This window comes from Chroococcidiopsis sp. (assembly GCF_051657925.1).
Taxonomy (GTDB): Bacteria; Cyanobacteriota; Cyanobacteriia; order Cyanobacteriales; family Chroococcidiopsidaceae; genus Chroococcidiopsis.
This window is the reverse complement of sequence record NZ_JBOFLP010000258.1, coordinates 1-13,595: the sequence shown is the minus strand read 5'-3', so window position 1 is coordinate 13,595 and position 13,595 is coordinate 1. Positions and strand designations below refer to the sequence as shown.

16 protein-coding genes are annotated in these 13,595 nt (G+C 45.0%); 7 read left to right on the top strand and 9 right to left on the bottom strand.

Going from position 1 to position 13,595, the window contains the following annotated elements:
- Positions 1-274: 274 nt before the first annotated feature.
- The 4 genes from ACRC32_RS21225 to ACRC32_RS21210 form a co-directional block, all read right to left on the bottom strand.
- Positions 275-829 carry a hypothetical protein gene (locus tag ACRC32_RS21225; protein ID WP_438555829.1) on the bottom strand — a complete coding sequence of 185 codons (555 nt, stop codon included), beginning with the start codon at positions 827-829 and terminating at the stop codon, positions 275-277.
- Positions 830-872: 43 nt separating this feature from the next.
- A complete protein-coding gene (locus ACRC32_RS21220) occupies positions 873-1,604 on the bottom strand; it encodes an ABC transporter ATP-binding protein (RefSeq protein WP_438555828.1) in 732 nt (243 codons plus the stop codon).
- Positions 1,605-1,699: 95 nt separating this feature from the next.
- Complete coding sequence (locus ACRC32_RS21215) at positions 1,700-1,924, bottom strand: indolepyruvate ferredoxin oxidoreductase subunit alpha (protein ID WP_132867535.1); 225 nt, start codon at positions 1,922-1,924, stop codon at positions 1,700-1,702.
- Positions 1,925-2,100: 176 nt separating this feature from the next.
- Positions 2,101-2,652, bottom strand: a complete 552-nt coding sequence (locus ACRC32_RS21210) for a GNAT family N-acetyltransferase (RefSeq protein ID WP_438555827.1) — start codon at positions 2,650-2,652, stop codon at positions 2,101-2,103.
- A 77-nt stretch (positions 2,653-2,729) separates the two neighbouring features.
- Between ACRC32_RS21210 and ACRC32_RS21205 the strand changes: the two genes are divergently transcribed.
- From ACRC32_RS21205 to ACRC32_RS21185, 5 genes are all read left to right on the top strand, one after another.
- A complete protein-coding gene (locus tag ACRC32_RS21205) occupies positions 2,730-2,894 on the top strand; it encodes a hypothetical protein (RefSeq protein ID WP_438555826.1) in 165 nt (54 codons plus the stop codon).
- 16 nt (positions 2,895-2,910) lie between these two features.
- Positions 2,911-3,546: a peroxiredoxin gene (locus ACRC32_RS21200; protein WP_438555825.1), complete on the top strand. Its 636-nt coding sequence runs from the start codon at positions 2,911-2,913 to the stop codon at positions 3,544-3,546.
- A 282-nt stretch (positions 3,547-3,828) separates the two neighbouring features.
- A complete protein-coding gene (locus ACRC32_RS21195) occupies positions 3,829-4,389 on the top strand; it encodes a TRAP transporter small permease subunit (RefSeq protein ID WP_438555824.1) in 561 nt (186 codons plus the stop codon).
- Positions 4,373-5,710, top strand: a complete 1,338-nt coding sequence (locus ACRC32_RS21190) for a TRAP transporter large permease (RefSeq protein ID WP_438555832.1) — start codon at positions 4,373-4,375, stop codon at positions 5,708-5,710. The genes ACRC32_RS21195 and ACRC32_RS21190 overlap by 17 nt, the downstream gene beginning before the upstream one ends.
- 173 nt (positions 5,711-5,883) lie before the next feature.
- Positions 5,884-6,414: a tetratricopeptide repeat protein gene (locus ACRC32_RS21185; RefSeq protein ID WP_438555831.1), complete on the top strand. Its 531-nt coding sequence runs from the start codon at positions 5,884-5,886 to the stop codon at positions 6,412-6,414.
- Between the two features lie 67 nt (positions 6,415-6,481).
- On the opposite strand, the gene ACRC32_RS21180 is transcribed toward ACRC32_RS21185, so the two are convergent.
- Together ACRC32_RS21180 and ACRC32_RS21175 are read right to left on the bottom strand one after the other, a co-directional pair.
- On the bottom strand, positions 6,482-6,607 hold the full coding sequence (locus ACRC32_RS21180; protein ID WP_015156407.1) for a photosystem II protein Y: 126 nt from the start codon (positions 6,605-6,607) through the stop codon (positions 6,482-6,484).
- A 183-nt stretch (positions 6,608-6,790) separates the two neighbouring features.
- The gene (locus tag ACRC32_RS21175; protein WP_438555830.1) at positions 6,791-7,318 is read right to left on the bottom strand and encodes a gamma carbonic anhydrase family protein; all 528 of its coding nucleotides are present in this window, start codon (positions 7,316-7,318) and stop codon (positions 6,791-6,793) included.
- 210 nt (positions 7,319-7,528) lie between these two features.
- Between ACRC32_RS21175 and ACRC32_RS21170 the strand changes: the two genes are divergently transcribed.
- On the top strand, positions 7,529-8,038 hold the full coding sequence (locus ACRC32_RS21170; RefSeq protein WP_438555823.1) for a TIGR02652 family protein: 510 nt from the start codon (positions 7,529-7,531) through the stop codon (positions 8,036-8,038).
- A 109-nt stretch (positions 8,039-8,147) separates the two neighbouring features.
- Positions 8,148-8,588 carry a VOC family protein gene (locus ACRC32_RS21165; protein WP_438555822.1) on the top strand — a complete coding sequence of 147 codons (441 nt, stop codon included), beginning with the start codon at positions 8,148-8,150 and terminating at the stop codon, positions 8,586-8,588.
- Positions 8,589-8,600: 12 nt separating this feature from the next.
- Here ACRC32_RS21165 and ACRC32_RS21160 read toward each other — a convergent pair whose 3' ends face one another.
- From ACRC32_RS21160 to ACRC32_RS21150, 3 genes are all read right to left on the bottom strand, one after another.
- Positions 8,601-9,821 carry an aminomethyltransferase family protein gene (locus ACRC32_RS21160; RefSeq protein ID WP_438555821.1) on the bottom strand — a complete coding sequence of 407 codons (1,221 nt, stop codon included), beginning with the start codon at positions 9,819-9,821 and terminating at the stop codon, positions 8,601-8,603.
- A 171-nt stretch (positions 9,822-9,992) separates the two neighbouring features.
- Positions 9,993-11,483, bottom strand: coding sequence for a pyridoxal phosphate-dependent decarboxylase family protein (locus tag ACRC32_RS21155; protein ID WP_438555820.1), 1,491 nt, complete (start codon positions 11,481-11,483; stop codon positions 9,993-9,995).
- Between the two features lie 6 nt (positions 11,484-11,489).
- A complete protein-coding gene (locus ACRC32_RS21150; protein ID WP_438555819.1) occupies positions 11,490-12,812 on the bottom strand; it encodes a diaminobutyrate--2-oxoglutarate transaminase in 1,323 nt (440 codons plus the stop codon).
- Between the last annotated feature and the right edge of the window lie 783 nt (positions 12,813-13,595).

Below are 13,595 nucleotides of genomic sequence, written 5' to 3'. Positions count from 1 at the left end.
TATACACTTTCCTCTTAATTTTTAACTAAAACTATCTCAAGCTTTAGTTATATCGTGAAAACTCTTGCTTTTTGAGTTGAGCAAGCGCAGGCTATAAGCTAGCCATATCAACGTGTTGAATGTTTTCGGAGATGTCTAGAGAATGAGTATTATGCACCCGACTGCTAAATTAGTCAAGTAGCGTGGGCAATGCTCGCCTTACGATGAAAGCATTTGTTGTTCGTGAATGCTTTAGAATTGCTATCGTTAAATTAATAATTCATTTAATTTTAAACTACATATCCTTAACTTCTATCGTTGTACAGGTCGGCTCAATATCAAAGCCAAGGTAATAATAACTGTGCCACTTTCTAATTCCAGTCAACGCTTGACCAGACCAGACAGTGAGATAAATTCCTTCAGAAGTTGCACAAGAACGAAACGATTCTTCTACACCATCACCATCTAAATCGCCTACCACTCTTAACCCAACTCTACGCAGTTGGTTGCTTGAGTTCAAAATACCAATTGCAGGTACGCTCAGTTGGGTGCGATGATTTGGTAGTAATAGCCGATAATATTTTCCAGAGATATTGTGTGGCTTTGATATCTCAGTACACTGGCGATCGCTAACTGACATCACTGTTCCACTAATTACTTTCTGTGGCACAGACAGAAGTACGAGATTGACTTGACTGCCAATATTGAGACTTGTCGCAGACGCGATGAGACAAACTAAATTTTCTTTCGCTACAACCATGCCGAGTTTTCGATCGAGCGAACCAGCCACAGCAATTTGCGAGTTGAAAGCAAGCATTAAGCCAGCCACAATTAGAAAAACTCGCTTCATTTCAATTTGTAAACTCAATTAATCTTTCGCTGACCTTGATTTTTCAATGAACCCTACCCGCACCGAGATATAATTCTGCGACTTTGGGATCGTTGAGCAATTCGTTCCCAGGACCGGAAAAGCGATCGCGTCCCGTATCTAATACATAACCCCGATGTGCCATTGCCAAAGCTCTACGAGCGTTCTGTTCCACTAAGACAATTGCCGTTCCACCTTGGTTAATTTGTTGAATTTGTTCAAAGACACTCGATACCAATACGGGAGATAAGGCAGCACTCGGTTCGTCAAGTAATAATAAACTCGGTTCTAGCATCAAAGCTTTACCCATCGCGAGCATTTGACGTTCTCCCCCAGAGAGGGTTCCAGCTTTTTGCCGTCTGCGGGTGGCTAGAACCGGGAAAGTCCCATAAATTCTATCTTTTAAAGGAGCTAAAGCAGCTTTGCGAATGTATGCTCCCATTTCTAAATTTTCTTCGACGCTCAAAGAAGCGAAGACGTTAGAAATTTGCGGTACATAACACATTCCCATCTGCACGATTTGATTTGACTTCAAACCAGTGATACTGCGATTTTTAAACGTAACTTTGCCTCGATGTGGGCTGAGTAATCCAAAAATCGTTTTAGCTAGAGTAGATTTTCCCGCACCATTCGGACCAATCACCGCTACGATTTCTCCAGGGAAAATCCGAAAATTTACACCCTGGAGAATATCTAGGTCTTTGACGTAACCAGCCCAAACATCTTCAACTTCTAATAGAGGAGCAGAACTGTACATACCTCAAGGTTGGCTCTCAGCAATTAGCATTTAGCTTATCCCAGATTATGACTCAGCAAGTGCGATCGCTACCATTTAAATCTACCCCCTGCCTGCTAAGGAGTTTTCTGCAAGTCTGGTCTTTCTTCTGGGACAATCGCCCCTTCGACAGGACAAACTTGAATGCAGATGCCGCAGTCTATACAAGTCGTAAAATCGATCCAGTACCATTCTGTCCCCTTGATATTTTTCCCTGGACCTGGATGAATACATGCTACAGGACAGGCATCAACGCAATCCGCAACACCTTCGCAAACTTCAGTAACAATTGTGTGTGACATAGAGCGTTCCCTTAAAATGTTTTGCTTTGCAGCGCTAATGCTTTTTTTTGTACTCTAACAAAAAATTTCGTTGTCGTTAATTTTTATTACAGTTTCACTCATTTAATCTTAGCGAGTCGCGATCGGTATCGCTCCTGTAGCTGTAACTGACAATCTCCTGGCAATCTCTCAGATACTTAAACTAACAAAACATACATAGAATCATCTGGCTGATATTCCACTCGGTGTAATGTATAATACACTACATCTAATCCATAAATATGGGCATCTTTTGTGTAGTGCAATCCCGCTTTCTCCATCACGCGCCGGGAAGCTAGATGATGTGGTAGCGTCAGCGCTACAATCTTGCCTAACTGCACTTGCTCAAACCCATATCTCAAATTAGCTTTTGTCGCTTCAGTTGCTAGTCCTTGATTCCAGTATGTCCGATCGAGGCGATAAAGAACTTCTACTTCATTGCTGTCTGGCAAGCAATTGAGTCCGCACTGTCCGATTAATTTATGGTTGACGCGATCGCAAATTGCCCAAACGCCAAACCCGTGTTGCTGCCAATGGTAGGTAAAGTAGTTATAGGCTGCTTGAGCTGCTTCCTTTACTTGCTCCAGAGGTACGCTCCCCTTGGGAGAGTAACGGGTATATTCTGGATCGGCAAAAATTCGAACATAATCTTCTAAATCTCTCTCAGTAAAACACCTCAGTCGCAGTCGAGCAGTTTCAATTGCAGGCATGACTGTTTATTGCATCTCTACACATCTTGTAATATAAAAAAGCTGCTCCTCGCGATCGCACTATCGTAAACTAAGCCTTGCTTACTAATCAGGGAGTAGGGAGCAGGGAGCAGGGAATAGAGAAAAACTTACCTCTCGCCTCACCCCTCATCATAAATTTTTCTTTAAAACAGGCAAACTCCTATCGGAAAACAGGGGTTTTATGGCAGGATCTGTATAGTAGGCGAACTATGACATTTTGACGACAGGAAAACAAAAATGGCGCTTCAACTTGGCGATACAGTACCTAACTTTACCCAGTCCTCTTCATTTGGGGATATCGACTTTTACGAATGGGCTGGTAATAGCTGGGTAGTGCTTTTCTCGCACCCTGCTGACTATACCCCTGTTTGCACGACAGAATTAGGCGAAGTCGCAAAACTCAAGCCGGAATTTGACAAACGTAACGTAAAAGTGATTGCTTTGAGCGTTGATGATGCCGAATCTCACAAAGGTTGGATTGGCGATATCAATGAAACTCAATCCACAACGGTTGACTATCCGATTTTGGCAGATCCCGATAAAAAAGTTTCTGATTTGTATGGCATGATCCACCCGAACGCCAACGCTAAAGTTACGGTTCGTTCGGTCTTTGTGATTGACCCCGACAAAAAATTGCGCTTGACTATAACTTACCCACCTAGCACTGGTCGTAACTTTGAAGAAATCTTGCGCGTCATCGATTCTCTGCAACTAACTGATAACTACAGCGTTGCTACACCAGTGAACTGGAAAGATGGAGATGATGTAATTGTCGTACCTTCTATGTCAACTGAAGAGGCGAAGCAAAAATTCCCCAAAGGAATTCAGGAAGTTAAGCCATATTTACGGGTAACTCCTCAGCCCAATAAATAAATTCGAGAGTTCGAGAATTCCGATTGATGTAGAGACGTTACATGTAACGTCTCTACTTATTCGTGCGATCGCGGCTTATTGATAAAATTTTCTCTTGCTATTATCTCAAAATAAGTAATATTCCTTACTAAGGATACGCAAATTCTTAATAAAAGCAAGTAGGCGATCGCAAAACATACATTTTGCCTCCTTGTCCCCCCTGCTCCCTGCTCCCTACTCCCTACTCCCTACTCCCTTTTTTGATAGAATGCTACATCTATCGCTTTGGAGAGGGAAAACACCTTGCAAAGCCTACTACGCATATCAAAAATCATCGACACGATCGACGAATGGATCGGACGCTTCACGGCTGGCTTCGTCCTGCTCATGGTACTCCTCGGAGTCTGGAACGTTGTCGGTCGCTACATAGGACGGGCAGTAGGACAAAACTTGAGTTCTAACGCTTTAATTGAAGCTCAATGGTATTTATTCGACCTTGTATTTCTTTTGGGTGCTGCCTACACCCTCAAATATAACGATCACGTCCGAGTAGATATTTTCCATCGTAATTGGTCGCCCAAACTGCGAGCCTTAACCGATCTCTTAGGAACAATATTATTTCTAATTCCTTTTTGCATCATCGTGCTGGTTGTTTCTTGGGACACCATTCTTGTCTCTTGGAGAATTGGCGAAACTTCTCCCGATCCTGGTGGATTACTCCGCTACCCAATCAAAACGATGATTATCGTTAGTTTGGTGTTACTGATTTTTCAAGGGATTTCTGAAGCCATCAAAAACATAGCAATTATCACCAATCAAATGCAGCAGGAGGAACAGAGTGATAACCCTGGAACTGGACTATGAGTGGTTGGGTCCCTTGATGTTTGCAGGGGCGCTGGTACTGCTTTCTTTCGGCTACCCAGTTGCATTTGCTTTAGGTGGAGTAGCAATTTTATTTGGCTTGCTAGGTATTAGTTTGGGTGTATTCGACCCGATTTTTCTCACGGCAATGCCTCAGCGGATTTTTGGCATCATGGCTAATTACACGCTGCTGGCAATTCCCTATTTTATCTTTCTGGGTTCGATGCTGGAAAAGTCCGGTATCGCTGAGAATCTGTTAGAAACAATGGGAATTCTCTTGGGGCGATTGCGTGGAGGTTTAGCTTTAGCAGTCGTAGCTGTTGGGGCGCTACTAGCGGCAACAACGGGTGTCGTTGCTGCAACTGTGGTAGCAATGGGTCTAATTTCCCTCCCAATTATGCTGCGATACGGTTACGACAAACGATTAGCTACTGGCGTAATTGCTGCTTCTGGGACGTTGGGACAGATTATTCCTCCTAGCGTAGTGTTAGTCGTGTTAGGCGATCAGTTAGGCGTTTCTGTTGGAGATCTATTCATCGGTTCTGTCATTCCTGGTTTGATGATGGCAGGAGCATTTGCCATACATGTTGTAGTTGTAGCGTTCCTCAAGCCAGAAGTAGCCCCAGCGTTACCGGAAGATGTGAGGGCAGCAGCAGGAAAAAATTTGGGTAAACGAGTTGTACAGGTGATGATTCCGCCCTTGCTGTTGATTTTATTAGTGTTGGGCAGTATCTTCTTTGGCATTGCCACACCCACAGAAGCAGGTGCAGTAGGATGCTTGGGCGCAGTTATACTAGCCGGATTTAATCGTCGGTTAAGTTGGCGATCGCTCTGGCAAGTTTGCGATGTTACCCTGCGAATTACCAGCATGGTCATTTTCATTTTAATTGGCTCGACCGCTTTTAGTTTGGTCTTTCGCGGCTTGAATGGCGATCGCTTCATGTTTGACGTTCTGACCAACCTTCCTGGCGGCGAAGTCGGCTTTTTGTTCGTCAGTATGCTGGTGGTGTTTATCCTCGGCTTTTTTATCGATTTCTTCGAGATTGCCTTTATTGTCGTACCTCTATTTGTTCCCGTAGCGCAGAAATTAGGCTTAAACCTCGTCTGGTATGGCGTGGTATTGGGAGCTAACTTACAAACATCCTTTCTCACTCCACCTTTTGGTTTTGCTCTGTTCTATCTACGGGGTGTTGCTCCCCGCGAAGTTACCACCGGAGATATTTATCGCGGTGTAGTTCCGTTTATCATTCTGCAACTGCTCGTTTTATTGGCGATTATCGTCTTCCCTGGAATTGTTAGTTTTCTTCCCTCACTGATTCGCTGAACTCGTATCTGTCTGAGAGTCCGTGTGGCTGAGAATTCTGTTCACTGAAGCTGAGTCTGAGGCGATCGCATTGACTTCAAACAAGTTTAATTCAATCAAAATTGCAATAACTCCACCACAGTCGCAGGATAATGAAGATAGAAACACTATTTTTATTTGAGTTTTTACAGCCAATGGATAAAAATCTAGCAGCTGTCTATCTGCTAATCTTGTTAGTCCTGCTGGGCGGAACGGCACTTGCTATCTTTCGCCAAGTCTTTAAAACGCGCCGCGTTGAAGGTACTCTGGCACAACTGCAAAAAAAGTTGTCTCAAGCCCAAGGCACAGCCGAAGAATATTACGAGTTGGGTGGGATTTATTTAGATAAAAAACTTTACACCCAGGCGATCGCCAATTTTCAAAAAGCGCTCAAAGCAGTAGAGCAAGAAGAGCAAAACCCAGAAAATCTAGCTCTCATCTACAACGGCTTGGGTTATGCTTATTTTGCTCAAGAGCAATATGACTTGGCAATTCGCAACTACAAAGAAGCCTTGAGATTATATCCAAGCTATACTACAGCGCTTAATAACGTCGGTCACGCCTACGAACGAAAGAACTTGACTACCCAAGCACTACAAGCTTACGAGCAAGTATTAGAGTCAGAGCCAAAAAACAGTACGGCAAAACGACGGGCTGAGTCTCTTCGCAAGCGGGTTGCAACGTAACTAGGGGGTGAGGAGTGAGGGGTGAGGGAAAGCCTAGCCCCTCACTCCTCGCCCCTCGCCCCTCAAATTAAGCTTCTTTGTTGAAAAAGCCTTGAATTTGTCTGATTGCAGCAGGAGCAATGTTGAATAGCGCCCAGCTAGCAGCGGCGATTACTGGTAGCAGAACAAAAGCAACGCGCAGATCGATGTCCATATGTCTTCCTCTCTTAAATAGAGTTTAAAGATTTTTGAAATTTTCTCATCTTTAATTGTTAGCCGAAAACGACAAATTGACTAGTCCTTTTCAAAAGTCAAAAGCTAAAAGTCAAAAGTCAAAACAAGCTGCTCCCTCGTCTCCCTTGTTCTCGACTTACGACTTACGAGTTCCCCCTTGTCCCTATTCCCGATAAAACCCGATATCAGTGCCTTTCCCCGAATGGACGAGGGCGAGTTTTTCGTAGCGACGAGCGTGTTCGATCAATTCTGCGGCTTCGGTTTGGGAGACTTCCCGTAAAACTTTGGCAGGTACTCCGACAACAATCGATCGCGGTGGTACATCTTTACTGACAACTGCTCCTGCTCCCACAATGCTTCCCGCTCCGACTCTGACACCATCTAAAATTACTGCTCCAATACCGATTAAACTGCCCCGCTCGACGTAAGCTGAATGTACGACCGCCCGATGTCCTACCGTAACATAATCTTCCAAAACAGTCGGTTTCCCAGGATCGCCGTGTAAGATAGCGCCATCTTGAATATTAGTACACTCACCAATTTCAATCCTCTCGACATCGCCACGCACCACGGCTCCATACCAAATACTCGCACCTTTTGCCAGCTTGACAGCACCTATGACGACAGCATTAGCTGCAATGAAGGCAGCCGGGGAAAGATCGGGAATTGACCAGTAGGATTGGGCAGACACGGTAGAATGTTCTATATGATGATTAAGAATCATCGTTTAGCTTAAAACCTTAAGATTCCAAATCTATAAGGGTGTAGCTATTCTACACAAAAAATCGCAATGTGATAGTCTTTAGGAGGCGGTGGTGGGTCTAAAAAGCTCTAGTTGGTCGCAAAAACAGAATCGAACCAACGGCAGTGGTAGACAAGTCAGTATTCTGGTTTACGCCTCATGATCAATCCAGGCTTGCAGTACCCAATATTTGGTCCAGAAATTCCGTGTCCCCACTGTCGCCAACCGATCCCGGCGCTAACGTTGACGGATACTTATCTATGTCCGCGTCATGGGGCTTTTGAAGCCGATCCTAAAACTGGCGAATTAATTCATCTCCAGTCGGGTCGCCACTGGCGGCGTTGGAATAACGAGTGGTACAGACAACATACCCACCCAGATGGTATTAGGTTTGAAATTCACGAAGCACTGGATAGGTTGTATACACAGGGTTATCGCGCCACGCGGGTGATTATCGCTCGTCGCTATCAAGACTTAATTAGCGGTTACTTGGAGCGCAGTACCCCCTGGAAAGGGCAGTCCGACCAAACCAAACCCAGACTTTACGGCTTACCCGTAGAATTTAGCCCCGATCCTATAGATGAACCCTGCTGGGAAGTCATTAATTTCGATCTAGAGAAGGAACCAGGAGTCCCCGTCCGCTATCCCTACTTCCGATTATTTGAGTGAATAGGGAGTCGGGAGCAGGAAGTAGGGAGTAGGGGAAGAAAGTAGTTGTACATTCCCCCTTGTCCTCTTTCCCTCGCCCCTCGTCCCTCGTCGTCCCTCGTCCCTAGTCATGCACCACGCCTCAATTCGGACTGCCAATATTCACAAAGCGATCGCCTTTTACGAGCAGTTAGGATTTACTGTGTGCGATCGCTTTACCACGGGCTACACTCTGGCTTGCTGGATGGAAGGATTAGGGGGGCGGATCGAATTAATTCAAATTCCCCAGCCGCGCCCCGCCCCAGATGCGTTTGGGGACGAGCATTACGTGGGATACTATCACCTATCTTTCGATTTAACTGAGACTGCTATCGATTTACCAAGTTGGTTAACTTCTGTAAAGGAGCGATTTGCCCAAGCTGCTGAAACCCAACCAGAACAATATCAACCCTTAAAAGTCTTATTAGAACCCACGCAACAACAAATCGGCGATCGCGTTTATGAAGTCGCATTTATCGCCGATACTGATGGTTTACCCTTAGAATTTATTCGGACTTTACCCAAACTATAATCGGTCTAAACCTCAAGCTAACGCTAAAGTAGGAACGCTAGTTACAGTACTGCGCTTGTGGTCTGGATCGTAGAAGGGAAGAGATTTGATGCTGGCAGGGATGGTTTGCCCGTGAATTTCTACAGTCATTTTGGGGGCGAGGGAAGTTGTCGCTTGGGCGTAGTTGGACGATACACAAGCGATCGCAATGTAATTTTGACCTGCGGGCGACCAACAGCCGCTCGTTACCTGACCGATTGTTTGTTCTCCCACACGAAGAGGGAACTTTGTCCGCCAAGGAGTCCGTAAATCTTGTAGAAATAAAGATTGTTCGCCATAATTTTGATGCAAAAACTGGCGATCTAACTCCAATCCTACCAACTGTCGCTGTACCCCTTGTTCTTTTTCCTTCAGCAATGCTTCCCGACCGATAAAACTTGCCTTGCTAAAGTCTACAGTCCAAGCCAAGCTGACTTCTAGGGGAGAAACTTTTTCTGCGTCGGTTTGCGCTTGCCGAGAGGGAATGTAATCGTACTCGTACCAAATTAGACCAGCTTCAATTCTTGCCAAGTCCAGCGCATAGAAACCAGCAGGCTGAATACCTTCCAAGCTTCCTGCTTCCATCAAAATATCCCATAGGGCGATCGCATCTTTCGCTTCCGACCAGACTTCGTAACCGAGATCGCCCGTATAACCCGTGCGGGAAATCACCACCGGGATATCGCGAATTTTTGTCTCGACGAAATTGAAATACTTTAGCCCATCTAAGTTAGTAGCAGCAACTTGATTTAAGATAGTGCGGGATTTCGGTCCTTGTAAGGGAAGGGTGTTAGTCGTCAGGGTTTTATCTTGAATCTCGACTTGCAATCCTATGGCATTTGCCTGCACCCAATCTAAAGTTGGGGTATTGGTCGTCAGTTGAAACGTTGTTTCGTCAAAACGATAAACCGTACCATCGTCGAGCAACTTACCCTCAGCATCGCACAGAGCTGTATACATAACTTGCCCGATTTTGCACTTATTAATATTGCGCGTAATTAGTCGATCTAGTAACAACGCTGCATCTGCACCGCGAATGAGATAGACGTACAGTGGAAAGAAATCAAACAAAGCAGCCGTATTGCGAATTGCTAAATACTCGGGCATTACTGAGAAGTTATAAGTGTCTGCCATGATGTAACCTTCCCAGGACTGCCATTTGCGAGACTTACACAATGCTGCGACTCTAGGATATACGGGTGTTGGTTTTAACATAGTTCAGTTATCAGTTATCGGTTGACAGTTATCAGGGAACGGGGAACAGGGAGTCATCACTTCCGACTCCTGTACGGGCGGGTTTTGGGCGAAAATCCATTGCTACGAGCCGCGAATATGCTTGCTAAACCCGCCCCTACGACTTCTGTACGGGCGCACAGCTGTGCGCCCCTAGCGACTCCCGACTCCCGCTTCTTTTGCGGGTTGCATGAAATTGGGCGATTCGCTGAGCATGGTTCCTAGTCGTTTGATTTTTTCGACGAGGGCAACAGTGCGATCGAAGGTGACTAGGGGATTGATGAGGGTAAATTTTAGATATGCCCTGCCTTGGATTTCGGTCTGACCGATGACGGCTTTACCTGTCTGTAATAAGGCTTGTTTGATGCCCAAATTCACTGCGTTGGTGGAGCGATATCGAAAGACAACAGTACTCATTTCGGGGCTGACTGCTAGTTCTAGCTGCGGATCTTGCTCGATGTATGCTGCGATTTGCTGGGTTATGTCAATGCCGCGATCGACAACGCCAGCAAAGAATTCTCGCCCGAGGGAGCGAAAGGCAATATATGGTTTGACTGCATCAAACCGACGAGTGGTCTGAATTGATTTTGTCACTAGATCGGGAATGCCTTCGTCTTCGTTATGTTCTGGATTTAGGTAAGCAACATTCAGCCGCATCAATTCAAAGCGAGATTTATCTTTGAGCAAGAACAGACTACAGGGAATCGGTTGATAGAAGAGTTTGTGAAAATCGATCGTAATCGAATCGGCTTGGTGGATACCAGCTAGTTTCTGGCGATGGCGATCGCTGAGCATTAATGCTCCCCCGTAAGCAGCATCGACGTGCAACCAAGCATTGTGTTCGTGGGCGATCGCAGTCATTTCGGCGATCGGGTCGATGCTACCGAAATCTGTCGTCCCAGCTGTTGCGACAATGCAAATTGGAATCAAATTTTGGCGATCGATATCTTCCAAGCACTGCACCAAATGTTGCGAACAGAGGCGATAGTTCTTGTCAACTTTGACGCGCACGACTGCATCCATGCCCAAGCCTAAAATTGCTGCCGATTGTTGCACGCTAAAGTGTGCTACCTCCGAACAGAGAATCCGAAATCGCCCTGCTAAGTTTGGCAACCCGTGCAGCTGACTTGTAAATCCACGTTGCTGCAAAGCATAATCCCGCGCTAGCATCAGTGCCATAAAATTTGACTGCGTGCCACCACTGGTAAGAGTGCCGTCAGCGTTGGCATCGTAACCATATAATTGACACATGAAGTTAATCAAATTCTGCTCTAGTAATGTCGCTGCGCCACTTTGATCCCAAGAGTCCATCGACTGATTAAATGCCGAGATTAGCATTTCTGCTGCTAGAGAGGGAATTAAAACTGGGCAATGCAAGTGAGCTACGCAATCGGGATGATGCACGGCGATCGAATGGCTGAAGATCGCCTCTACAGCTTCTTGTAGAACTTGCTGAGTCGGGATTCCTTGCTCTGGCAGAATCTTTTGAGTGAGAAACTCGCTGAGAGTTGCGGGAGATAAGCCACTGAAGACTCGTTCCTGCTGGCTCAGGCAGTCCTGAATTAACTTCTGAGTTTGCTGTACAGTCTGAGCGTATTGGGCTAAGCTTTCAGGATTGTGGTTGAGAAAATGCTGTAAGTCCATTTTTTATTAAATGTTCTCCTGGGCAACAGCTGCAACTGCATCTCGGAAAATTTGACAGATGTCATCAATCTGTGGCGCTTCAATAATCAGAGGCGGTAGAAAGCGCACGACGCTGGAATTGCGACCACCTAGTTCGATAATTAAACCGCGATCGAGACACTCAGCTTGAAGTCGGCGGGCAAGATGTCTGACTTGTGCGGATAGTTCTACTCCTACCATTAGCCCCCGTCCCCGCACGTCGGCAATCAAGTGGGAAAATTCGGCTTGAATCTGCCATAACTGCATCTGAAAATGCATCCCCATTTGCTCAACATAGGTAGCGAGTTGATTTTCACGGATGTAGCGAATGGTGGCGAGTCCAGTCGCCATTGCAAGTTGATTTCCTCGGAAAGTGCCTGCGTGTGCGCCTGGTTGCCAAACATCTAATTCATCTTTGTAAAGAATGACTGCTAGCGGTAAACTACCCCCAACTGCCTTGGATAAAACGATGACATCAGGTATAATTCCAGAACGTTCAAAGGCGTAGAGCGTCCCTGTTCTACCTAGACCAGTTTGAACTTCATCCACAATTAAGGGAATGTTTCGTTCTCGCGTAATTCTGCGTACCTCTCGCACCCAAGCATCCGGTGCTGGAATTACACCCCCTTCACCTTGAACGATTTCCATGACTAAACCAGCTAAGGGGAGAATGCCACCCTCTGGATCGCCCAAGGTTGTCTCTAGGTATTGGCTACACTGTTGATAATCTTGCTCGCAGTCGCCCGCACCGATAGGATAGCGATGATGATAGGGGTAGGGGAAGAAATGAACATCTGGCATTAACCCTGGAACTTGCATTTTGGGACCTAAACTTCCCATCAGTGCCAAAGAACCGTGAGTCATACCGTGGTAGCCACCGCGAAAAGCACCAACTGCCCGTCTACCTGTTGCCGTCTTGACTAGCTTGAGTGCAGCTTCAACGGCATCGGAACCGGAAGGACCGCAGAATTGAATTTTGGCATTTTTGCTAAATTCTGCTGGCAAGGACTCGAATAACTCGGAAACAAACTCATCCTTAATTGGCGTGATGAGATCCAATGTCTGCATGGGCAGATCGTTATTGAGTGCGTCGTAGATTGCTTGCTTGACGGCTGGGTGGTTGTGTCCTAAAGGTAATGCACCCGCGCAAGCTAAGCAGTCGATGTATGTTTTGCCATCTACGTCTTTAACGTAAATGCCCTTAGCTTCTGATAGTGCTAAACCCAAGTTTCGAGCGTATGTTCGCGCGTTTGATTCGCGGCGAGCTTGCCTTTCTAAAATGGGAGTCGAGCGCTTGATAATAGTTACCATGAATAGTCCTGAGTAATTTGTGAATGAGTTAAGTCAAGAGAAATAACATAGCTTGCAGCACAGCACTAGTCTGAGATAGCTGAGGTGCAAGAACTATACCAGAGCTAAAAAAGTGGCTTGAGCGTTTTTAACTCTACTGAGTTGAGTAAAAGCAACTATTTCTACAGCTCTTAGCTGTCAAAAATAAATTTTTTCGCCATACTTTTTACCTATGTTTGGCAAAACCTCGAACTGAAGGTGACTCATGCACTGCTATCAACATAGGTCGAACTCAGATGAAAAGCTATGCATATAGCCTTCTAAAATTACTGAATATGTATCGATAAGAGATGAAGGATAGCAGATAATTTTGACATAAATTAATGAGTTTTGACTCAATACATAATGTAGATACTCAAGTAACCAAAAGTCACTTTTTTATATCTAATTTATGTTGTTTGAGTTAGGTGAGTTTAAAAATCCTTATAGCAAAGATTTAAACTCGTTATGATTCGATAATTTCATTATTTCTTAAGATTGTCAACTAGTATTTTCTGGTAGACATAAAATTAATTAATGTTAGTTTTTATACTTAAAGTTTATACGTAAAATTACTTAAACAGAGTTCGTGCAAGGCAACAAAGTATGAATTCATGCAGATTTGGGCAGTTTGTTTTCCATGAAATACAAGCAGAATTGAAAAGTATCTGTTAAATCATTAAATACTATGCAGCAATTGTATCTATCTATTCAGCACAAGGCTAATGCATGTAATCTGTGTTCGAGAATGCTGCAAAATATCAG